Origin of the sequence: Kitasatospora sp. NPDC059160 (genome assembly GCF_042755465.1) — a bacterium.
Taxonomy (GTDB): Bacteria; Actinomycetota; Actinomycetes; order Streptomycetales; family Streptomycetaceae; genus Kitasatospora.
Genome location: NZ_JBHZCN010000141.1, coordinates 1 through 19693 on the forward strand (window position 1 = coordinate 1; position 19693 = coordinate 19693).

At 75.5% G+C, this 19693-nt stretch carries 19 protein-coding genes; 10 read left to right on the forward strand and 9 right to left on the reverse strand.

Translation table 11 applies throughout. The annotated features are described in order from the left end of the window. The first annotated feature begins 249 nt into the window (after nucleotides 1–249). Complete coding sequence (locus tag ACFXOZ_RS37995) at nucleotides 250–516, forward strand: hypothetical protein (protein ID WP_380594523.1); 267 nt, start codon at nucleotides 250–252, stop codon at nucleotides 514–516. A gap of 44 nt (nucleotides 517–560) precedes the next feature. On the opposite strand, the gene ACFXOZ_RS38000 is transcribed toward ACFXOZ_RS37995, so the two are convergent. The 3 genes from ACFXOZ_RS38000 to ACFXOZ_RS38010 form a co-directional block, all read right to left on the reverse strand. Then, on the reverse strand, nucleotides 561–3551 hold the full coding sequence (locus tag ACFXOZ_RS38000) for a BTAD domain-containing putative transcriptional regulator (protein ID WP_380594525.1): 2991 nt from the start codon (nucleotides 3549–3551) through the stop codon (nucleotides 561–563). A gap of 161 nt (nucleotides 3552–3712) precedes the next feature. Continuing rightward, complete coding sequence (locus tag ACFXOZ_RS38005) at nucleotides 3713–4879, reverse strand: alanine--tRNA ligase-related protein (RefSeq protein WP_380594527.1); 1167 nt, start codon at nucleotides 4877–4879, stop codon at nucleotides 3713–3715. Between the two features lie 127 nt (nucleotides 4880–5006). Continuing rightward, on the reverse strand, nucleotides 5007–6044 hold the full coding sequence (locus tag ACFXOZ_RS38010) for a helix-turn-helix transcriptional regulator (protein WP_380522671.1): 1038 nt from the start codon (nucleotides 6042–6044) through the stop codon (nucleotides 5007–5009). Nucleotides 6045–6228: 184 nt separating this feature from the next. On the opposite strand from ACFXOZ_RS38010, the gene ACFXOZ_RS38015 reads away from it, so the two are divergent. From ACFXOZ_RS38015 to ACFXOZ_RS38025, 3 genes are all read left to right on the forward strand, one after another. Next, nucleotides 6229–7146: an MBL fold metallo-hydrolase gene (locus ACFXOZ_RS38015; RefSeq protein ID WP_375891620.1), complete on the forward strand. Its 918-nt coding sequence runs from the start codon at nucleotides 6229–6231 to the stop codon at nucleotides 7144–7146. A 123-nt stretch (nucleotides 7147–7269) separates the two neighbouring features. Further along, nucleotides 7270–8709 carry a carboxylesterase/lipase family protein gene (locus ACFXOZ_RS38020; protein ID WP_380594529.1) on the forward strand — a complete coding sequence of 480 codons (1440 nt, stop codon included), beginning with the start codon at nucleotides 7270–7272 and terminating at the stop codon, nucleotides 8707–8709. A 100-nt stretch (nucleotides 8710–8809) separates the two neighbouring features. Then, entirely contained in the window at nucleotides 8810–9676 is an 867-nt protein-coding gene (locus ACFXOZ_RS38025; protein ID WP_375891616.1) for an NAD-dependent protein deacetylase, read from the forward strand. A 22-nt stretch (nucleotides 9677–9698) separates the two neighbouring features. Here ACFXOZ_RS38025 and ACFXOZ_RS38030 read toward each other — a convergent pair whose 3' ends face one another. Next, the gene (locus ACFXOZ_RS38030; RefSeq protein ID WP_380522668.1) at nucleotides 9699–10532 is read right to left on the reverse strand and encodes a hypothetical protein; all 834 of its coding nucleotides are present in this window, start codon (nucleotides 10530–10532) and stop codon (nucleotides 9699–9701) included. Nucleotides 10533–10714: 182 nt separating this feature from the next. On the opposite strand from ACFXOZ_RS38030, the gene ACFXOZ_RS38035 reads away from it, so the two are divergent. Beyond that, the gene (locus ACFXOZ_RS38035; protein ID WP_380522667.1) at nucleotides 10715–12142 is read left to right on the forward strand and encodes an amidase; all 1428 of its coding nucleotides are present in this window, start codon (nucleotides 10715–10717) and stop codon (nucleotides 12140–12142) included. A 24-nt stretch (nucleotides 12143–12166) separates the two neighbouring features. Here ACFXOZ_RS38035 and ACFXOZ_RS38040 read toward each other — a convergent pair whose 3' ends face one another. The 5 genes from ACFXOZ_RS38040 to ACFXOZ_RS38060 all read right to left on the reverse strand — a co-directional run bounded on the left by ACFXOZ_RS38040 (nucleotide 12167) and on the right by ACFXOZ_RS38060 (nucleotide 14971). Then, nucleotides 12167–13282 (reverse strand): mechanosensitive ion channel family protein, encoded by a 1116-nt coding sequence (locus tag ACFXOZ_RS38040; RefSeq protein ID WP_380594531.1) that lies wholly within the window; start codon nucleotides 13280–13282, stop codon nucleotides 12167–12169. A gap of 50 nt (nucleotides 13283–13332) precedes the next feature. Next, on the reverse strand, nucleotides 13333–13542 hold the full coding sequence (locus tag ACFXOZ_RS38045) for a hypothetical protein (protein ID WP_380594533.1): 210 nt from the start codon (nucleotides 13540–13542) through the stop codon (nucleotides 13333–13335). A gap of 63 nt (nucleotides 13543–13605) precedes the next feature. After that, on the reverse strand, nucleotides 13606–14001 hold the full coding sequence (locus tag ACFXOZ_RS38050; RefSeq protein ID WP_380522664.1) for an SsgA family sporulation/cell division regulator: 396 nt from the start codon (nucleotides 13999–14001) through the stop codon (nucleotides 13606–13608). Between the two features lie 99 nt (nucleotides 14002–14100). Continuing rightward, nucleotides 14101–14469, reverse strand: a complete 369-nt coding sequence (locus tag ACFXOZ_RS38055) for a PRC-barrel domain-containing protein (RefSeq protein ID WP_380594535.1) — start codon at nucleotides 14467–14469, stop codon at nucleotides 14101–14103. Nucleotides 14470–14524: 55 nt separating this feature from the next. After that, complete coding sequence (locus ACFXOZ_RS38060) at nucleotides 14525–14971, reverse strand: SRPBCC family protein (RefSeq protein ID WP_380594537.1); 447 nt, start codon at nucleotides 14969–14971, stop codon at nucleotides 14525–14527. A 208-nt stretch (nucleotides 14972–15179) separates the two neighbouring features. Between ACFXOZ_RS38060 and ACFXOZ_RS38065 the strand changes: the two genes are divergently transcribed. The 5 genes from ACFXOZ_RS38065 to ACFXOZ_RS38085 all read left to right on the forward strand — a co-directional run bounded on the left by ACFXOZ_RS38065 (nucleotide 15180) and on the right by ACFXOZ_RS38085 (nucleotide 19568). Continuing rightward, a complete protein-coding gene (locus tag ACFXOZ_RS38065; protein ID WP_375891604.1) occupies nucleotides 15180–16103 on the forward strand; it encodes an RNA polymerase sigma factor SigF in 924 nt (307 codons plus the stop codon). Between the two features lie 151 nt (nucleotides 16104–16254). Then, complete coding sequence (locus tag ACFXOZ_RS38070) at nucleotides 16255–16698, forward strand: STAS domain-containing protein (RefSeq protein ID WP_380594539.1); 444 nt, start codon at nucleotides 16255–16257, stop codon at nucleotides 16696–16698. 186 nt (nucleotides 16699–16884) lie between these two features. Continuing rightward, on the forward strand, nucleotides 16885–17358 hold the full coding sequence (locus tag ACFXOZ_RS38075; RefSeq protein ID WP_380522661.1) for an ATP-binding protein: 474 nt from the start codon (nucleotides 16885–16887) through the stop codon (nucleotides 17356–17358). Between the two features lie 174 nt (nucleotides 17359–17532). Further along, nucleotides 17533–18531 carry a hypothetical protein gene (locus ACFXOZ_RS38080; protein ID WP_380594541.1) on the forward strand — a complete coding sequence of 333 codons (999 nt, stop codon included), beginning with the start codon at nucleotides 17533–17535 and terminating at the stop codon, nucleotides 18529–18531. Continuing rightward, nucleotides 18528–19568 (forward strand): hypothetical protein, encoded by a 1041-nt coding sequence (locus ACFXOZ_RS38085; protein WP_380594543.1) that lies wholly within the window; start codon nucleotides 18528–18530, stop codon nucleotides 19566–19568. The genes ACFXOZ_RS38080 and ACFXOZ_RS38085 overlap by 4 nt, the downstream gene beginning before the upstream one ends. Nucleotides 19569–19693 lie beyond the last annotated feature (125 nt).

Here is a 19693-nt window from a genome sequence, read left to right on the forward strand (position 1 = left end):
GCCCGAGAGATCTACCGAGTCCTGACCACGCCCAGCACACCGAGCACCACCACCGAGCAGCTCACCATCGCTGCTTGACATCCATAAGAGCATCCCAACCTCGGAACTACTCGTCCAGACCCTGGCCCCTGCGGGACGCCCGCGTGGGGTGCGTTGATCATTTGTCTATCGGGGGCTGCGAAGCTCACCGAGTCGGCACACACTCCGGTGGGCCGGCGCTACCGCCTCCGCAACGAACTGGAGTCCCCCATGAACCGTGTTCCGAACGCCGCCAAGCGCGCCGCAACCCTGCTGGGCCTCGCCACCGGCGCCGTGCTGCTCGCGGCCATGGCCGCCCAGGCCGCCCCGGCTGTGGCGGAGGGTTCCGCCCTGTCGGCGTCGGTGTCGGCCGCCACGCTCCAGCCCGGGGCGGCGGCCCCGGCCCGCGTGAACGGTGACCCCAGGGTGCACATCGACGAGACCAACGAGTGGAACACCATCGCCTCCAGGCCGCTGCCGTCCGGCGGGCAGCTCTGAGCCGCCCGGCCCCGACCGCGGCGGATCCCCGGGGGGGCCGCCGCTCAGACCTCGGAGCGCAGCCGGTCGAGGAGTTCCCGGGCGTCCGCCGCCTCCGGCAGTCCCAGGGCGGCCAGCGAGGCGTACGCCCGGGCCGCGTGCTCCTCGGCCGCCGCGCGGTCGCCGAGGCCGGCCTCGGTCCGGGCCAGGATCTGGAGGGCGTAGGCCAGGTCGCGTTCGCCGTCGCGCGCGCCCTCCAGGTGGGTCACCGCCGCCCGGGCCTCCGTCAGGGCCTCCGCGGGCCGGCCGGTCACCCGCAGGGTGTCGGCGCGCCGGTAGCGGGCCATTGCCTCCTGGCGGGGCAGACCGGCCGTGCGGCACAGCTCCAGGCATTCCTGGTAGGTGGCCAGGGCCTCGTCGTGGCGGCCGAGTTCGTGCAGTGCGCGGCCGCGGATCCCGAGGGCGTGGGCGGCCCCGTGGCTGTCCGGGACGTCCCGCAGGGCCAGCAGTTCCTCGTCGCAGATCGCCACCGCCTCCTCGGCGGCGCCGCCGCGCAGCCGGGCGACGGCGGCGTTCAGGGCGGTGGCGAGCGCCCCGGAGCGGTGGCCGAGGAGGCGGGCCAGCGCGAGGGCCTGGTCGAAGTTGCGCACCGCGTCGGCGTTCCGCTGCTGGAACAGCGCGATGACGCCGAGGTCGTTGCAGGTCTGCCGGAGGATCACGGTGTCCTCCGCGCGTCGGCAGGAGTCCGCGGCCCGGGTGGTGTGCTCGCGGGCCTCGTCGAGCCGGGTGGCCTGGACGGCCACGTTGCCGCAGACGAAGCGGGCCCGGCCGGCCGCCCGGTGGTGGCCGAGCGACTCGGCGGCCTCGGCGGCCTCGCGGGCGACCGAACCCAGCAGGGTTGAGGAGATGTCCCGGCCGAAGGCGCTGCACGCGACCAGCAGATCGGCGGCGACGTCGAGCAGCGCGGGGTCGGGGGCGGAGCGCACGGCCGCGCCGACGGCGTGGGCGATGCCGTCGAACTCCCGCACCACCCAGGCCCTGGCCCCGGCCAGGTCGGCGAAGCGGGCGGCGCCCGCGACGGTGAAGGTGGTGCCGACCGGATCCCCCGGGACCGCCCGCTGGAACGCCGCGACGGCGCCCGCCAGCAGGAAGCGCAGCAGCCGGGCGGCCACCGGCGGCCGTTCGTGCGGGAGCAGCCGCTGCTCGGCGTAGTTGCGCAGCAGTTCGTGGTAGCGGTACCGGCCGGGCTGCGGCGACTCCAGCAGGGCCGCGTCCACCAGGGACTCCAATACCTCCTCGGCGTCCTCCGGGCCCAGGCCGAGCGCGGCCGCCGCCGCGTCCAGGGCGATCGTCGGCCGGGTGAAGGGGGCGAGGGTGCGGAGGGCGTACGCCTGGACGCCGTTGAGCTGCCGGTAGCCGAGCTCGAACACGGTGGTCACGGCGAGGCCGCCGACGCGCAGCTGGTCGAGCCGGTGGCGTTCGTCGGTGAGCGCGGTGACCAGCCGGGCCAGCGCCCAGCGGGGTCGGGCCGCCAGCCGGGCGGCGACGATCCGCACGGCGAGCGGCAGCCGGCCGCAGAGGCCGACCACCTCGTCGGCTGCGGCGGGCTCGGCCGCCACCCGCGGTCCGCCGATGACCTGCCGCAGCAGGTCCAGGGCCTCGTCGACGGCGAACACGTCGAGGTCGAGGTGGGCACGGGAGGACAGGCCGGGGACCCGGGTGCGGCCGGTGACGATCACCGCGCAGTCGCCGGAGCCGGGCAGCAGGGGGCGCAGCTGGGCGAGGTCGCGGGCGTCGTCGAGCAGGAGCAGGACCCGGCGGCCGTCGAGCAGGCTGCGCAGCAGCCGGGAGCGGTCCTCGACGCCGCGCGGCAGGTCGGCGGCGGCGACGCCGAGTGCGCCGAGGAAGCTGCCCAGGACGGCGGCGGCGTCGGCCGGTTCGCCGCTGGTGCCGCGCAGGTCGGCGTAGAACTGGCCGTCGGGGTAGTGGTCGCGGACCTGGTGGGCGACCCGGACGGCCAGCGTGCTCTTGCCGATGCCGCCCATGCCGCTGATCGAGGCCACGCCGAGGACGGACCGGTCGGCTCCGGTCAGGCCTTCGGCGAGCTGCCGGACGGCCTCGGTGCGGCCGCTGAAGTCGGAGATGTCCGGCGGTAGTTGGGCCGGGCGGACGACGCCCTCCGGCGCCGGGGTGAGGACCGCCGCCGGGGCGGGTGCCAGCAGGCCCGGGTCGCCGGCCAGGATCCGGCCGTGCAGCCCGCACAGCTCCGGGCCGGGGTCGATCCCCAGCTCCTCGCCCAGCGTGCGCCGGGCCCGGGCGAAGACGGCGAGCGCGTCCGCCTGTCGGCCGGCGGCGTACAGGCTCCGCATCAGGAAGCCGTAGCTCTGCTCGCGCAGCGGGTGCTGCTGGACGAACGCGGTGAGGTCGGACACCAGGGCGTGGTGCCGGCCGCGGGCGAGCTCGGCGGCGAAGCGCTGCTCGGTCAGGGTCAGCCGCAGCTCGGCGAGGCGGGAGCGCTCGGCCTCGGCGAGCGGCCCGGGCACGCCGGCCAGCGGCTCCCCCTGCCACAGGGAGAGCGCCTCGGTGAGCAGCGTGGCGCACTCCTTCCGCCGCCCCTTGCGCCAGGCGCGGGCTGCGGTGGCGGCCAGCCGCTCGGCCCGGTGGACGTCCACGGACTCCGGCGGTACGGACAGCCGGTAGCCGTCGCCCACCGAGCTGAGCAGCTGTGCCACGGGCGTACCGCCGTCGGGGCCGGTCACGCCGGTGCTGGTGCCGCCAGCGTCGCGTCCGCCGCCGTCAGGGCCGGCCAGCCGCTGGCGGATCCGCCAGGCGTAGGTGCGCAGGACCATCACGGCGGACGAGGGCGGTTCGGCACCCCACAGCGCGTCGACGAGCTCGTGCAGGGTGACGGGGCGGCCGGCCCGAAGCAGCAGCGCCGCCAGCACGGCCCGCTGCTGGGGCGGGCCCGCGGGCACGGCCCGTCCGTCGGCCTCGATGCCGATCGGCCCCAGCAGGCTGAACCGCAGCCGCGTCGGCGCACACTCGTCCTGAACCACGTTCCGTTTCCCCCGCCCCCCGAAAAGTCGACTTACCTTACACGCACCAGCCCGATCCACCAGGGCCGCCGAGCCAGGTCGGGTCGGCGGCCGGTGGGAGGCGGAGAGCGGTGCCGGGGCCGGAACGGTACTGCCGACCGTCCCGTCCCCGCCACCGTCCGTCACTGCGACCGCAGTTCGAGGACCAGCTCGCGCGGCAGGCCGTGGGTGTCGTGGAGGTAGCGGAGGTCGTCCTCGCCGAGCGGGCCGCGGAAGCGGGGGCGGGAGAGCAGCCGGCGGCCGCGCTCCAGCAGGCGGTCGAAGCGCTGCTCCTCGTCGAGCAGCACCCGGCGTACCGACTCCGGGTCCACGTCCTGGCCGAAGCGGTCCAGGGTGTGCCGCACCAGCTCCGGCGGCAGGTCCCCGAGCCGGCGCTGGGGGTCGTCGCGGCGCAGCACGGTGAGCACCCGGCGGACCAGGCGGCGCAGCACGTAGCCGCGGCCGGTGGTGCCGGGGCGGACGCCGTCGCCGATCACCACGACCGACGAGCGCAGGTGGTCGCAGACCAGGCGCAGGGATGGCTCGTCCAGCTGCCACAGCGGCGGCACCAGGCGGCGCCAGGGGTCGAAGACGTCGCACTCGAAGACCGAGGAGCGGCCCTGGAGCAGCGAGGAGAGCCGTTCCAGGCCGAGTCCGGTGTCCACGTTGCGCTGGGGGAGCGGCACGAGCGAGCCGTCGTCGAGCCGGCGGTGACGCATCATCACGTGGTTCCACACCTCCACCCAGCGGTCGTCCCGGGTCGGGGTCGACCGCGCCGGGGTGTCGCCGGTCCAGAGGAAGATCTCCGAGTCGGGGCCGCAGGGGCCGGTCGGCCCGTTGGACCACCAGTTGTCGTCGACGGTCAGCTCGACCGGGACCCCGCGGTCCTGCCAGAGCTCCAGCGAGCCGGTGTCCGGCCCGACCCGGTCGTCCCCGCCGAAGACGGTGGCGTGGAGGCGGCCCGGGTCGATGCCGAGGCCGTCGGTGAGCAGGCCGTAGCCCCAGTCGAGGCTCTGCGGGCCCTCGTAGTCGCCCAGCGACCAACTGCCCAGCATCTCGAAGACGGTGAGGTGGGTGCGGTCGCCGACCTCGTCCAGGTCGGTGGTGCGCAGGCACCGCTGCCGGTTGACCAGCCTCGTCCCGAGCGGATGCGGACGGCCCTCCAGGTACGGGGTGAGGGGGTGCATGCCGGAGGTGGTGAACAGCACCGGGTCGCCGGGCGGGGGCAGCAGGGTGGAGCCGGTGGTCCGGCGGTGGCCGCGCTCCTCGAAGTACTCGGTGAAGACGCGGACGAGCTGGTCGGTGTTCATGGCGGTGGCTCCTTCTCGGGGGAGGGAGGCGCCGGAGAACGAGCCGCGCGATCATCGGGACCGGGGGAGGGAACGCCCCGGGAACACCACCGGCGGACCGTTTCCGGTCGCCGGGGGAGGGGGTACGTCAGGCGGCGGCAACCGGCGAGCTGGCGGCTCGCGCGGCTGCGCTGGTGCTTCGGTCCATGACGTCCATGTCCCCGAGGTTAACTCCGGCGGCACCCGCCGGGCCACCGGTTTTGCGGGCCACCGGTCTGTGGGTGCCCGGCTTGCGGGTGTCCGGCTTGCGGGCGCCCGGTGCGGCCGAGGGGCCGAACTCGCCCGCCCGGCCGAGCAGGGCCAGGGCCTCCTCGGCGGGGGAGCCGGCCGGCGCGGTGTGGACGATGAGTGCCTGCTCCGGCGAGCCCGCGATCGACAGCAGCTGCTGGTGCACCTCCAGCGCGCCCACCACCGGGTGGTGCAGCAGGTGGGCGGCGGTGTCGCAGGGCGCCACCCGGTGGTCGGCCCACAGGGCGACGAACTCCGGGCTGCCCATGGTCAGTTCGCCGATCAACTCGGCGAGCAGCCGGTCCTCCGGGTGTCGGCCGACGGCTCCGCGCAGGTTCCCGACCACCCCGCGGGCCTTGCGCGGCCAGTCCGCGTACAGCTCCCGGGTGTGGGCGTCCAGGAACAGCATCCGGCCCAGGTTCGGGCGCCGCGCCGGGTCGTCGGGGCTGTCCCGGTCCAGGTGGCCGGCCAGCAGGGCGTGGCCGAGGGGGTTCCAGGCCAGGACGTCCATCCGGCGGCCGAGCACCACCGCCGGGACGCCGCCGACGGAGCGCAGCAGGTCGCGGGTCTCCGCCGTGAGCCGCTCCGGCCCGGGGCGGCGCACCCGGGGTGCCCGGCGGGCGGCGCCGGCCAGCCGGTCGAGGTGTTCGCGCTCGTGGCCGCCGAGCAGCAGGGCGCGGGCGATCGCGTCCAGCACCTCGGGCGAGGCCCCGCGGGACAGACCCTGTTCGAGCCGGGTGTAGTACGAGACGCTGACGCCGGCCAGCTGCGCCACCTCCTCCCGCCGGAGCCCGGACACCCTTCTGCGGGGCCCGAGTTCGCGCAGTCCGACGTCCGCGGGATGCAGCCGCGTCCGTCGGGCCCGGAGGAAGTCGCCGAGGGGTCCTGGTCCGTTCATCCCCCCAGTATTCGACGGCCGGCCGGGCGCGGCCACACCCTGCGAGGGGTAGGAACGGCCGGGTCTGGTCCGCGCCGCCCGGACCGCCGAGGCTCGGCGCCAGGGCCCGTCCGGCACGATCCGCCGGACGGGCCGCAGCCGGCCGCCCCGTCCCGGGGCGCGCCCCGCACCGGAGGACGGACCCATGCACCACGCCCCGGACCAGCTCACCCTCGGCGACGTCACGGTCACCCGGGTCAAGGAGTACTACGGCCCGGCCGGGCTGACCCCCGGGCAGTTCTTCCCGGACAGTCCCGACGGCGCGTGGCAGGAGCACCGAGACTGGCTGGCGCCCGACTTCTGGGATCCGGGGACCGACCAGTGCCGCACCGCGATCCAGACCTGGCTGCTGCGCAGCGAGGGCCGCACGATCCTGGTCGACACCGGGGTGGGCAACCACAAGGACCGGCCGTACGCGCCGGTCTGGCACCGGCTGGACACGGAGTACCTGGACAACCTCGCCGCCGCCGGGGTGCGGCCCGAGGACGTCGACCTCGTGGTCAACACCCACCTGCACATCGACCACGTGGGCTGGAACACCCGCCTGGAGGGCCGGGAGTGGGTGCCGACCTTCCCCAACGCGACGTACCTCGTCCCGCGCCCGGACTTCGAGTTCTGGGACCCGGCCAACGGCCACCGGAGCGTGCTCGGCGAGGGCAACCGGAACGTCTTCGAGGACAGCGTCGCGCCGGTCCACCGGGCCGGGCAGGTCCGGCTGTGGGACGGCGGGCACCGGATCGACCGCAACCTGCGGCTGGACCCCGCGCCCGGGCACACCCCGGGATCCTCCGTGCTCACCCTGGACTCCGGCGGCGAACGCGCCCTGTTCGTCGGGGACCTCGTGCACACCCCGCTCCAACTCGCCGAGCCGGACACCAACTCCTGCTTCTGCGAGGACCCGGCGCAGTCCCGCGCCACCCGGCACCGGCTGCTCGGCGAGGCCGCGGAGCGGCACGCGCTGCTCTTCCCGGCGCACTTCGGCGGCAGCGGCGCGGTCGAGGTCGCGCGCCGCGGCCCGGGTTTCGCGGTCGAGGAGTGGGCGGGCTTCCCGCGCATCTCCTGACGCGCCGCCGACACCGGTCGGCCCCGGGGCGGCCCCGGGTCAGCCCCCAGTTCAACCGGTCCAGCCAGTTCAACCAGTCCAGCCGGTTCGCCCGGTTGACGCAGTGGAGAGGAACCGATTCACGTGCCCCGACAGGCAGAACCCGTCGTCACGACCCCGGCGGGAGCCGTCCGCGGCGCCCGCGCCCGCACCGGCGAGCGCTACCGGGCCGTCCCCTACGCGGCGGCGCCGGCCGGCGCCGGCCGCTTCGCCCCGCCCCGGCCGCACCCCGGCTGGTCCGGCGTCCGCGACGGCACCCGCCCCTCGCCCACCGCCCCGCAGCCGCCCCGCGCCTTCGACGGGCTCGACGTGAGCCCCTACTTCGGGCCGGGCTGGGTGCCCGGCCCGGAGTACCTCACCGTCGACGTCCACACGCCCGCCGCCGACGGCCGGCGCCGCCCGGTGATGGTCTTCGTGCACGGCGGCGGCTTCATCACCGGCTCCAACCGCGCCGCCCTCTACGACGGTTCCGCCTTCGCCCGGGACGGCGTGGTGCTGGTGGCGGTGAACTACCGCCTGGGCATCCCCGGGTTCCTCGACCTGCCGGGTGCCCCGCCCAACCGGGGCCTGCTGGACGTGCTCGCCGCGCTGCGCTGGGTGCGCGACTCCGTGGCGGCCTTCGGCGGAGACCCCGGCAACGTCACCGTGTTCGGCGAGTCCGCGGGCGCCACGCTCGTCTGCGCGCTGCTCGCCACGCCGCAGGCGCGCGGGCTGTTCCGGCGGGTCGTGGTCCAGAGCGGCAGCGGGACGGGCGCGTTCACCCCGGAGCAGGCACGGCGGGTCACGACCGCCGCGGCCGCGGCCCTGGGCGTCGAGCCGACGGCCGGGGCGTTCGCCGCCGTGCCGGACGAGCGGCTGGTGGCGGTCCTGCCCGAGCTGACCGGCCTCGACCTGCGCACCGGCACCGCCGTGGACCCGCTGGCCGGGCTCAGCCCGCTCGGCCTGGTGCTGCCGGTCCAGCCCGCGGACGCGCTGGCCGCCGGCCCGGCCCGGGACGTCGACCTGCTGATCGGCACCAACACCGAGGAGGCGAACCTCTACCTGGCACCGCAGGGGGAGCTGGAATCCACCACGGAGGCGGGGCTGCGCGCGGCCGCCACCGGGTTGCTGGCCGACCCGGAGGGCGTGCTCGCGGCCCTGCGCGCCGGCCGGCCGCGGGCCACCCCGGGCGAACTGCGCTCCGCCGTGCTCGCGCACGCCCTGTTCGAGGCCGGCACCGAGCGCATCGCCCGGGCACACGCCCGGATCTCCGGCGGCCGCACCCACCGCTACTCCTTCGGGTACCGGTCCACGGCCCTGGACGGGCGGCTCGGCGCCGCCCACACCGTCGAGCTGCCCTTCGTGTTCGACGTGGCGGACGAGTCCTGGCTGCACGGGCCCGAGGGGCTGCTCGGCCCCGACCCGGCGCCGGCGGGGCTGGCCGCCCGGGTGCACGGTGCCTGGACGGCGTTCGCCCGGAGCGGCGAGCCGGGCTGGGCGGGGTACGACCCGGAGCACCCGGCGGCCGAACCCCTCGGCGGCTGAGCCCCGGCCGCCGTGCCCCGGCTGCCGGGCCCCGGCCGCCAAGGCCCCGCGCCGCCCCGGCCCTCGCTCCCGCGCCCGGCCCGGTCCTACCCTGGACGGCATGGACGCGCTCGCGGCGACTCCCGGCGGTACGGCGGCCGATGCGGCCGGCCTGGCGGCGCTGGTGCGCCTGCTGGCCGGGCGCGGGGCGGTGGTGCTCAGCGGGGCGGGCCTGTCCACCGAGTCCGGGATCCCGGACTACCGGGGCGAGACGGGCAGCCGGCGGCGCGCGGCGCCGATGACCTTCCAGGAGTTCACCGGGAGCGCGGCGGCCCGGCAGCGGTACTGGGCGCGCAGCCATGTCGGCTGGCGGGCGATCGCGGCGGCCGAGCCGAACGCCGGGCACCGGGCGGTGGAGCGGTTGCGGCGCTCGGGGCACGTGTCGGCGGTGATCACCCAGAACGTGGACGGCCTGCACCGCGCGGCCGGCACCCGGACGGCGGTGGAGCTGCACGGCGGGCTGCACCGGGTGGTCTGCCTGGACTGCCGCAGGACCAGCCCGCGCACCGAGCTGGACCGCCGGCTGGAGGAGCTGAACGGCGGCTTCCGGGACGGCCCGGCCCGGGTCAACCCGGACGGCGACGCCGAGTTGGCGCCGGAGTCGGTGGCCGCCTTCCGGGTCGCCCCGTGCGCGGTGTGCGGGGGAGTGCTCAAACCGGACGTGGTCTTCTTCGGCGAGAGCGTGCCCAGGCCGAGGGTCGAGCGCTGCTTCGAACTCGTGGACGCGGCCCAGGGGTTGCTGGTGCTGGGTTCCTCGCTCACGGTCATGTCGGGGCTGCGCTTCGTGCGCCGGGCCGCCCGCGCGGGCACCCCGGTGGTGATCGTCAACCAGGGCGCGACCCGCGGGGACGAGCTGGCGGCGGCCCGGGTCGGCCTGCCGCTGGGCGCGGTGCTGACCGAGGCCGCCCGGCGGGTCAGGGCGTCGTAGCGAACGCGTGCAGCCCGGCGGGTCAGGGCTTCGTGGCGAGCGCGTGCAGCGCGGCCTTGAGGGCGTCGACGAAGCGGTCCCGGACGGCCGGGTCGACCAGGTCGAGCGAGAGGTAGGGGTTGAGGTCCTCCAGCTCGACCAGGAGCAGCGCGCCCTCGGGGGTGCGGCAGGCGTCGACCCGCTGGATGCCGTGCTCGACGGTGTTCCAGGCGATGAAGCGCCGGGCGAACTCCAGGTCGGCGGCGGTGGGTTCGTACGGTTCGAGGTGCCAGCGCCGCTCCGGGTCGGGGGCGTGCAGGGCGTACTGGAAGGCGTCGTCGACGAAGTAGAACGAGACCTCGTAGCGGAACGGGACCAGCGGCTGGACCAGGACGTCCTGGTCGTACGCGACGGTGTCGAGCTGCTCGCGGGGGACGATCCGCAGGCCGATGGAGTCGGCGCCGAGCTTCGGCTTGACGACGTACTCGGGCACGACGGGCAGCCGGTCGAGGTCGGCGGCCCGGTCGACGGTGGGGATGACGGGGTACCCGGCGGCGGTGAGGTCGAGCAGGTACTGCTTGCCGGCCTGGTCGGCGCGCCCGGTGAGCTGGGTGTAGACGCGGGTGCCGCGTTCGAGCGCCCGGGCGCGGAAGTCCCGGTACGCGGCGAGGTGGTCCAGCACCGGGCCGCTGTTGCGGACCAGGACCAGGTCGAAGGAGTCCATCAGCGCGGCGGCGTCGCGCGGGTGGCAGAGGGCGACGTCGAAGTCCTCGCGCAGGCGGGCGGAGAGCTGGATGTCCTCGTCGCAGTAGCGGCGCCCCCGGGCCTGGTAGGCGAGGTCGGTGACGAGCAGGACGCGGGGCTTGGCGGCGGTCATGGCTCTCCTGATGATCATTCGATCCGTTCACCCTAACGTCGACCGGCGCCGACCGGTGCCGACGGAACGGGCGGATCCGCCGCGGGTTCGTAGTAATGCACTTGCATCGGTTCCCGGGGTGCGGTGTGATGGACCCGCGATGCGATGCAAGCGCATCGGAACGAACCGGAGGGGAAACCACGATGAGTGCCGCACCGACCACCACCGCCCCGTGGCAACTGGGCGCGACCGAACTGGGGGCCGCCGTCGCCCGTGGCGAGCTCACGGCGGCCGAGGTGGTGGAGAGCCACCTGGAGCGCATCGCGGCCGTGAACCCGGCCGTCAACGCCGTCACCCAGCTGATGGCGGACGCCGCCCGCGAGGCCGCCCGCGAGACCGACCGGCGCCGCGCGGCCGGCGAGCCGCTCGGCCCGCTGGCCGGGGTGCCGTTCACCGTGAAGGAGAACATCCGCGTCGCCGGCTGGGCGACCACCCACGGCGTGCCCAGGTTCCGCGACCACGTCGCCGAGACCGACGCCCCGCCGGTGCGCCGCCTGCGCGCCGCGGGCGCCATCCCGATCGGCCACGCCAACATGTCCGACCTGTCGATCTCCTCCGACGCCGAGAGCCAGCTCTACGGCCGGACGTACAACCCGTGGGACCGGACCAGGAACCCGGGCGGCACCAGCGGCGGCGACGGGGTGGCCGTCGCGGTCGGCATGGCGGCGCTCGGCCTCGGCAACGACTCCGGCGGCTCGGTCCGACTGCCCGCCGCCTTCAACGGGGTCGCCGGGCTCAAGCCCAGCTACGGCCGCTTCGCCGCCGACCACCGCATCCTCGGCCAGGAGCCGATGCTGGCCTCCCAACTCATCCCGGTCGACGGCCCGTTCGCCCGCTCGGTCGCCGACCTGCGCGCCGCCTTCGAGGCGCTGGCGGGCGCCGACCCGCAGGACCCGAGGGCCGTCCCGGCGCCGCTCCGCGGGCCACGCCCCACCCGCCCGATCACCGTCGGCGTCGTGGTCGACCCGGCCGGCATCGGCGTCCACCCCGAGATCGGCGCCGCCGCCGTCGACGCCGCCGAGGCCCTGGTCGAGGCCGGCTACGAGGTCGAGGAGGTCAGGATCCCCCGGCTGTCCGAGGCCCTGGAGTGCTACGGCAAGCTGATCATGACCGAGTTCGGCCTGAACTGGTCCCGGGTCCGGCAGCTGCTCACCGAGAAGGGGGCCCGGAACGTCGACCTGTTCCTGGAGCGCACCCCGCACGAGGACCTCGGCGAGTTCCTCCGGCAGACCGGCGTCCGGCTCGGCCTCCAGCGCGACTGGGCCGCGCTGATGGAGACCCACCCGCTGCTCCTCACCCCCACCTGCCCCCACCCCGTGCCCGGGGTCGACGTGTTCTCCGAGGACACCGACGCCGAGGGCCACGCCCGGCTGACGCTGCCCAGGGCCGTGTGCGCGGTGACCTCGCTGATCGGGGTGCCCGCGGTGAACGTGCCCAGCGGGTTCGCCGACGGGCTGCCGCAGAGCCTCCAGCTGATCGGCCGGATGTACCGCGAGGACCAGTGCCTGGACGCCGCCGAGGTGCTCGAACGCCGCTTCGGCGCGCTGACGCCGATCGACCCGCGGCCGTAGCGCGCGGGCCGACCGGCCGGGACCCTACAGCGGAGGCGTTCGTGGTGGAGGGGTGTGCGGGCCCGGGGTCGGCCGGGGGGTACGGGGGTCCCCCCGGTCGTCCGGGTCCCGCGCGGGCGCCTCCGCCACCGGGAGGCGCGGCAGCGCGTACGGGTGGCGGTCGCGCAGGTAGCCGATCAGGTGCTCGCGGAGCCGGCAGCGCAGTTCGAAGGCGTCGCCGCCGTCCGCCGCCGTGGCCAGCACCCGCACCACGATGGTGGTCGGCGTGGTGTCGACCACCTGGAGGGCGCTGCCCCGGCCGTCCCAGAGCTCGCACTTGGCCAGGTAGTCCTCGAACTCCTCGCGCAGCAGCCCGATCGGGGCGTGGTGGTCGAGGTGGAGCAGCGCGGTGCCGGTGATCCGGCTGGAGCGGCGGGACCAGTTCTCGAACGGCCGCCCGACGAAGTACGACATCGGCATCATCAGCCGCCGCTGGTCCCAGGTCTCGATCACCACGGCGGTCAGGGTGATCTCCTCGACCGTCCCCCACTCCCCGGCCACCACCACGACGTCGCCGATCCGGGCCAGGTCGCCGAAGGCCAGCTGCACCCCGGCGAAGACGTTGGCGAGGGTGCTCTGGGCGGCCACGCCCGCCACCACGCCGACCAGCCCGGCGGAGGCCAGCAGGCTGGTGCCGACCCCGCGCACGGCCGGGAAGGTCATCAGCACCGCGCCCAGGGTGACCAGGCCGACCACCGCCTGGCCGATCCGGCCGAGCAGGACGGCCTGGGTCCGGGCCCGGCCCGCCCAGGCCGGCTCGCGGCGGTGCACGGCGAGCCGGGCGGCGCCCTCCGCCAGGATCGCCACCAGCCGGCCGCACAGCCAGCCGCCGGAGGTGATCGCCAGGATCACCGCCAGGTGCCGCAGCCCCGCGCGGGCGGCGGGCGGGGCGGCGATCCACGGCAGCGCGGCGGAGAGCAGCAGGCAGGCCGTCAGCGCCAGCACCGGGTGGCGGCACCTGCGCAGCACCTCCGGGACGTCACCGGCACCCCGGGGGGCCGCCAGCCGCCGGGCCGCCGACCGGACGGCCCGGTCCAGGCCGTAGGTGAGGAGGGCGGCCGCGGCTCCGACGACGGCCAGGCGGAGCAGGCTCCACCACATCTGCGGCTCTCCTTTCCGCTGCTGGCACGGTGGTCGGGGTCAGGGCCGGTTCAGTCGGGCGGCTCGACCGGGTGGGGCCGGCCCGGCTGCGGGGCGGCCGGTTCGGGGGCCGGCCGGTGCACCGGGCGCGGGGCCGGCGGGGGGACGGGCGAGCCGGGCGGGGGCGGCGGGTCGGGCAGCAGCGGCCTGGTCCGCGGCGCCGGGGGCTCCGGCGCGGGCGCGGGCGGCGGCTGACCGGGGCGGGCGGGGGAGGTGGTCATGGGCGGGTGCTCCTCTCGGTGCGGTGCGGTGCGGTGCCGGATGGCCCGGCGGGCCGATGGGGTTCAGGCCGCCAGTAAGTCGTGCAGGCCGCGGTCCCAGTCGATCCGCTCGTGCTCCCGCCCCGGCGGGACGAGCCGTACGGTCCGGGCCAGGAACCGGGCGACCGCCGCCGCGGGGGCCGCGAGCAGGGCGACGCCCTCGGTGCCGGCCAGCGCGATCAACACGTGGGCGTCGTCGAACGGTGTGACGTGGACGTCGCCCTCGCCGGCGGGCGCGTGCAGCCCGGCGAGCAGCAGGTCGCGGGAGAGCGACCAGACCGCGTTCGGCTGGTAGGAGGTGAAGTCCAGCTCCGCCGCGTGGGGTTCGTCGTCCCGGTAGGACCAGTCGACGTCCAGGTCCCGGCTGCGGTCGTCGCCGGTCATCAGTCGCATGGTGATCCGGGTGGTGAGACGTTCCATGGGAGGTTTCCCCTTTCCCGGGTGGTCCGGACGGGGGGAGCCGGCGGCCCGCCCCCGTCCGTCGTCGCTGACTGTCGGTCTGTGCTGGCGTCGGCCCGGTCAGAGGATCCGGCCGCCGTAGTACGGGTCCCAGTAGGGCCCGAAGCGCCCGCGGGTGTCGGCCTCCTGGTCGGGCCCGCCGGCGTCGAGGTCGGGGCTGTCGCGGATCTCGGCCCTGGAGCGGTCGACGTAGACCTTCTGCTCGCCGATCTCGATCCGGGTCACGGTGCCGGCCGGGAGCAGGACCCGACGGCCGAGGATCCACGGCCCGGTGTCGACGACCAGGTACTGCTCGTCGACCTCCTCGGACAGCTTGTCGACCTTGCCGATCGCGCCGTCGGTGGCCTCGACCTGGAAGCCGATGAGGTCGGTGCCGGCGGTGTGTCCGGCGGAGGTGCGGAATTCCCAGATGGTGCGGCGTGCGGTCATGACTGCCTCCGTTTCGTCTCGTCCGGTAGGGCTCGGCTGCCCCCGATGCGGGAGTTCATGCCCCCGGGGTGGTGCCGGGGGCGTCGTCGTCCCGCTCGACGTGGTGCTTGAAGTCGTTCAGGTCGTCGATGACCCGGCGGTCCACGAAGCCGAGCGCCTCGGCGAGTTGGGCCCAGAGCCCGTGCGGTTCGACCTCCAGCTGGAGCATGACCCGGGTGGTGCGGTCGTCCACGTGGTGGAAGGTCACCACGCCGCTGTGCCGCACCGGGCCGCTCCCGCCGTCCCAGGCCACCCGCTCGCCCTCCACCACCTCGGTGGTCACGGCCTCGAACTCCCGGCGGCCGCCCGCGGTTTCGACCACCCAGCTGCTGGCGCCGCCACCGGTGACGTCCACGCTGACCACGCCGCGCATGAACCGCGGGAAGTCCTCGCAGTGCACCCAGTGCCGGTAGACCTCGTCGAGCGGCGCGGCGACCTCGACCGACTCCTCGATCCGTCCCATCGTCCGGTCCTCCTTCTCCTCCTCGTGCTCCGGCCCCGTACCCGGTCCGGGTGCCCCGTTCCCCGCCCGGCATGCGCGGGGTGTGGCGGGCGTCACCGTGTCGGCGCCCGGGTCGTTCGCTCACGCAATCCTCACAAGGGGAACCGGCATGGAACGGGCCACGGCGGGTATCCGGGGACGGACCGTACGCCGAGGGGAAAGGACCGACATGGCCACGACCAGTGACGAACTCCTCCACCGCGTGACCGCCCCGGCCCCGGACGAGGCCGCGCCGGCCGCCCACCGGGCCGCCGGGCACGGGCTCCCGGGGCAACCGGGGCACCCGGAACTGCCGGAGCTCGCCGGCATCGAGGACCCGAAGCAGGTGGCGCCGGGCGACGCCCGGGAGCTGACCAGGGTGCTGCTGGCCCGGCTCGCGACGCTGGAGGAGGGCACCCCCGAGTACTCGTACGTCCGGGCCACGCTGATCGAGCTCAACCTGTCGCTGGTGCGCTTCGCGATCCGCCGGGTCGGCAACCGCCGGGAGCCCGAGGAGGACCTGCTCCAGGTCGGCTCGCTCGGGCTGATCAAGGCGATCGACCGCTACGACCCCGACCACGGCGCCGAGTTCGTGACCTTCGCGCTGCCGACCATCCTCGGCGAGATCCGCCGCCACTTCCGGGACTCCACCTGGGCCGTGCACGTGCCGCGCCGCCTCCAGGAGCTGCGCATCACCCTCGCCAAGGCCCGCGACGTGCTGTTCCAGCGGCTGGGCCGGGCGCCCACGGTGGCCGAACTGGCGGAGCACCTCGACCTGTCGCCGGAGGAGGTCATCGAGGGCCTCGCCGCGGCCAACGGCCACACCGCCGGATCCCTGGACGCCCCGGTGACCGAGAGCGAGGAGGACCGCGGCCCGCTCGCCCAGCGGCTCGGCGAGGAGGACCCGAGGTTCGACACGGTCGAGAACCTGATCGTCCTCAAGCCGCTGGTCGCCGCGCTGCCGGAACGCGACCGGCGGATCCTGTCGATGCGCTTCGGCGAGGAGCTCACCCAGTCGCAGATCGGCGCCCGCCTGGGGCTGTCCCAGATGCACGTGTCCCGGCTGCTCAGCCGGACCCTGAAACACCTGCGGGCGGACCTCACCGCCGACTGAACCGCCGCACGGTCACCGGGCGCACCGCCGCACCGCGCACGCCACCCGCCGTCACCCACCGCCACCAGGCCGGTCCGCCCCCGGCCTGGTCCTGGGCCGGGTGGCGTGCGTACGCTCGTGGAGCACACCCGTTGAGGGGAACACGACGACGATGCCAGCCGAGAAGACGATGCCCGCAGAGAACGAGTCCGTGACCGTGCCGCCGACCACCGCACCCTCCGACGCCCCAGGGGCGGGTGCCCCGCTCGGGCCCGACCTGGCCGTGCACACCTGGTGCACCGACGCCGGAGCGGCCGTCTGCGCCCTGGCGGGCGACCTCGACATCGAGACCCTGGCCCCCGCCCGGACCACCCTCGACGCCCTGGTGGAGCAGCGCCCGCCGCTGCTCGTCGTCGACCTCTCCCAGGTCGGGTTCTGCGACTCCTCCGGCCTCAACCTGCTGCTGCAGACCCGGATATCGGCCGCGGCGGCGGACGTCGACTTCCGACTGGCGGCGCCGTCCGGCACGGTGCGGCGGCTGCTGGAACTGACCTGCACGGACACCGTGTTCTCGCTCCACCCGACCGTGGAGGCCGCGGCCACCGGACCCCGGTGAGTGCCGCGGCCGCCCGTCGGCACGCATAATTCGTCGGTGGTCGGGAAACCGACCAGACGACAGCGCAACGACATGGCACACAGCGGCACACCGCGCTACGCAGTGGCACACAGCGGTACACCGCGCCGGGAGCACGGCGCCGGAACCGCCACGGGAACCGAACCGGAACCGAAGGGGAACCCGCACATGACGACCAGCCGGGCCACCCTGGACGGCGACCGGCCGGGCACCGGCCCCACCCTGCCGCCCGGCGGCCAGCGCCGGCGCCTGCACCTGGCCGGGCAGCCCAAGCCCGTCGCCCGGGCCCGGGCGTACACCGCGCAGGCCGTCGCCGACTGGTCCTGGCCGACCGGCCCGGCCGGGGCCGAGGACGACATCGTGCTGCTGGTCGCCGAACTCGTCGCCAACGCCATGCTGCACGCGGGCGGCCCCGTCGACCTCGTCCTGGACGCCTCCGCGGCCCGGCTGCGGATCGAGGTCAGCGACCGCTCGACCGACCTGCCCGAGCCGCGCCGGCCGCACCGCCCGGGCCTGCCGGGCGGGCACGGCCTGTTCATCGTGCAGAAGGCCGCCACCCGCTGGGGCGCGGTGCCGCACGACGACGGCAAGACGGTCTGGGCCGAGATCGACACCCGGCCCCCGCAGGAGCCCGGCAACTGACACGCCCTACGGCCCTGACGGATCATCGAATGGCGCACGATCACGGGCCGACCGTTCGCCTGCGATGCGACTCTCGCGGAGGATGAGGGAGCCGAGGACGTCCCGCGGGCCGGGGCGTCGGCCCGGCCCCGATCCGGTCGGCACCCACCCCTCCCAGCAACGAGGAGAGCATCCGTGGTCGTTTCCGCACGCCCGCCGACGTGGCGGCACGCCGCCCGGTTCGCGCTGCTGGTCCCCGGGGTCGCGATAGCCGTCCTGATCCCGCTCGCGGTGCCGGGCGCCGCCGCCGAGGGCGACGGCGCGCCCCCGGCGCTGCCGGTGGCCCGGGCCCTGGACGGGGACAAGCCGCTGGCCTCCGCGGCGGAGGTGACCAGGCTGTGCGACAAGCCCTCGGCGTGCAGCTTCCGGATGTACGACCGGGCGCCGCGCGAGTTCATGGGCGCCGTGCTCTCGGTGGGCAACGCGGCGATCAACTGCACCGACTCGGACATGGAGATCGACCGCACCGTCACCTTCGTGACCAGCAGCACCGACAACGTCAGCGGCGAGATCTCCGGCACCGCCACCCTGGAGGGCGGGGTGGACACCACGGTGACCGCCGCGGCCACGGGAAACGTGAAGCCGGGCATGACGAACAGCGTCAACCAGATCGGACCGAACAAGGACAAGGGCCCGTACACGGAGGACAAGGTGCAGAACACCGTCGAGTTCCCGGTGACGGTCGGCGGCTCCAACGCGCTGCACCTGGGCGCCAAGGCCACCTTCGCGCTGGCCTTCAAGGCCTCCTTCTCGCGTGAGTGGCAGGTCCAGAGCACCGAGTCGACCAGGGTGGTCTTCACCGTCAGCCCCGGTGACGAGATCCAGTTCGGGGTGCTGAACGCGACGGCGCGCACGGTCGGGGAGCTCGCGGTGAACGGCACCGGCAAACTGATCAAGAACGTGACGGTGGACAGCCCCTCCACCGTCAACGTCAGCTCGGTGGTCGCCCAGACCTTCGCCCGACCGGACAAGTGCCTCTCGCTGCGCCCGAGTTCGGGATCCGGCGGCAACCCCGGGCCGGGCGGGCGCCGTTCGGCCGGCGGCGGGCTGATCGAGACCGCGCCGGAGCGGCTGGGGCGGGTGCCGGACGCCGTGTACGTCCGGACCGCGCAGGGCACCTGGGAGCAGCGGTGAAGCGCCGGGCCGGGCACGCCGTGCCGCACCGGGCCTTCGTCCTGACGGCCACGCTGGCCACCCTGCTGGCCTCGGTCGCGCCCGCCCTCGCCGAGGGCGGCGCCGACGCCCCGGCGGCCGATCCGGACGCGCCGCCGGTGGCGCAGGCCTTCGACGGGGACACCCCGCTGCCCGACGCGCCCGCCGTGGCGCGCGGTTGCGGGCAGGACCACGGGTGCTCGTTCCGGATCATCCCGGGGCTGTCCCGGGAGCGCACCACGGCGGTGGTCTCGGCCGGGAACGCGGTGATCAACTGCACCAACAAGCCGATGACGGTGGAGCGCACGGTGTCGCTGGAGTCGAGCACCACCGACAACATCGCGGGCGAGATCTCCGGCAGCGCGACCCTGGAGGGCACCGTCGACAACACCACCAAGGTGGAGGGCAGCGCCGGCGTCGACAACAAGACCGAGATCAGCCACACGGACCACGGCCCGCAGGCGGACAAGGGCCCCACCACGGACGTCGTCAACGGCGCCTCGATCGGCGTCGGCGGCACGGTCTCCGGCTCCGCCGAGCTCAAGCTCAGCGCGAAGGCCACCTTCGCGCTCGCCTTCCAGGCCAAGTACTCGCACACCTGGAAGCGGACCAGCACCGAGACCACCCAGGTGAAGTTCACCGTCAAGTCGGGTGACGAGCTGCAGTTCGGGGTGCTGAACGCGATGACCCGCACGGTGGGCGAGCTGAGCGTGAACGGCACCGGCAAGCTGGTGAAGAACATCGTGGTGGACAGCCCGTCGAGCGTGAACGTCAGCACCGTGGTCGCGCAGACGTTCAGCGCGCTGAACTACTGCCTCACGGTACGTCCCGGCTTCACCCCGGCGCCCGCGCCGTCGCCCACCCCCGCACCGCCGCCCCCGGCGAACCGTGCCTCGGACGGCGGGCCGGACGGCGCCCCGGGCGGCGCCCTGATCGAGGCGCCGCCGCACCAGGGCGATGCCCGGCCCACCGGCCGGTACCGGCTGACGCCCGAGGGGAGTTGGGCGCCGCTGGTCTGACCCGGCGCCGCCGGTGAACGGCCGGGGGGCCCCCCCCCCCCCCCCCGGGGGGGGGGGGGGCGCGGGGGCCGCCGCACCCCCGCGGGGCGGCGGGGCCCGGGGTCCCCGGGGCCCCGGGGCGGGCC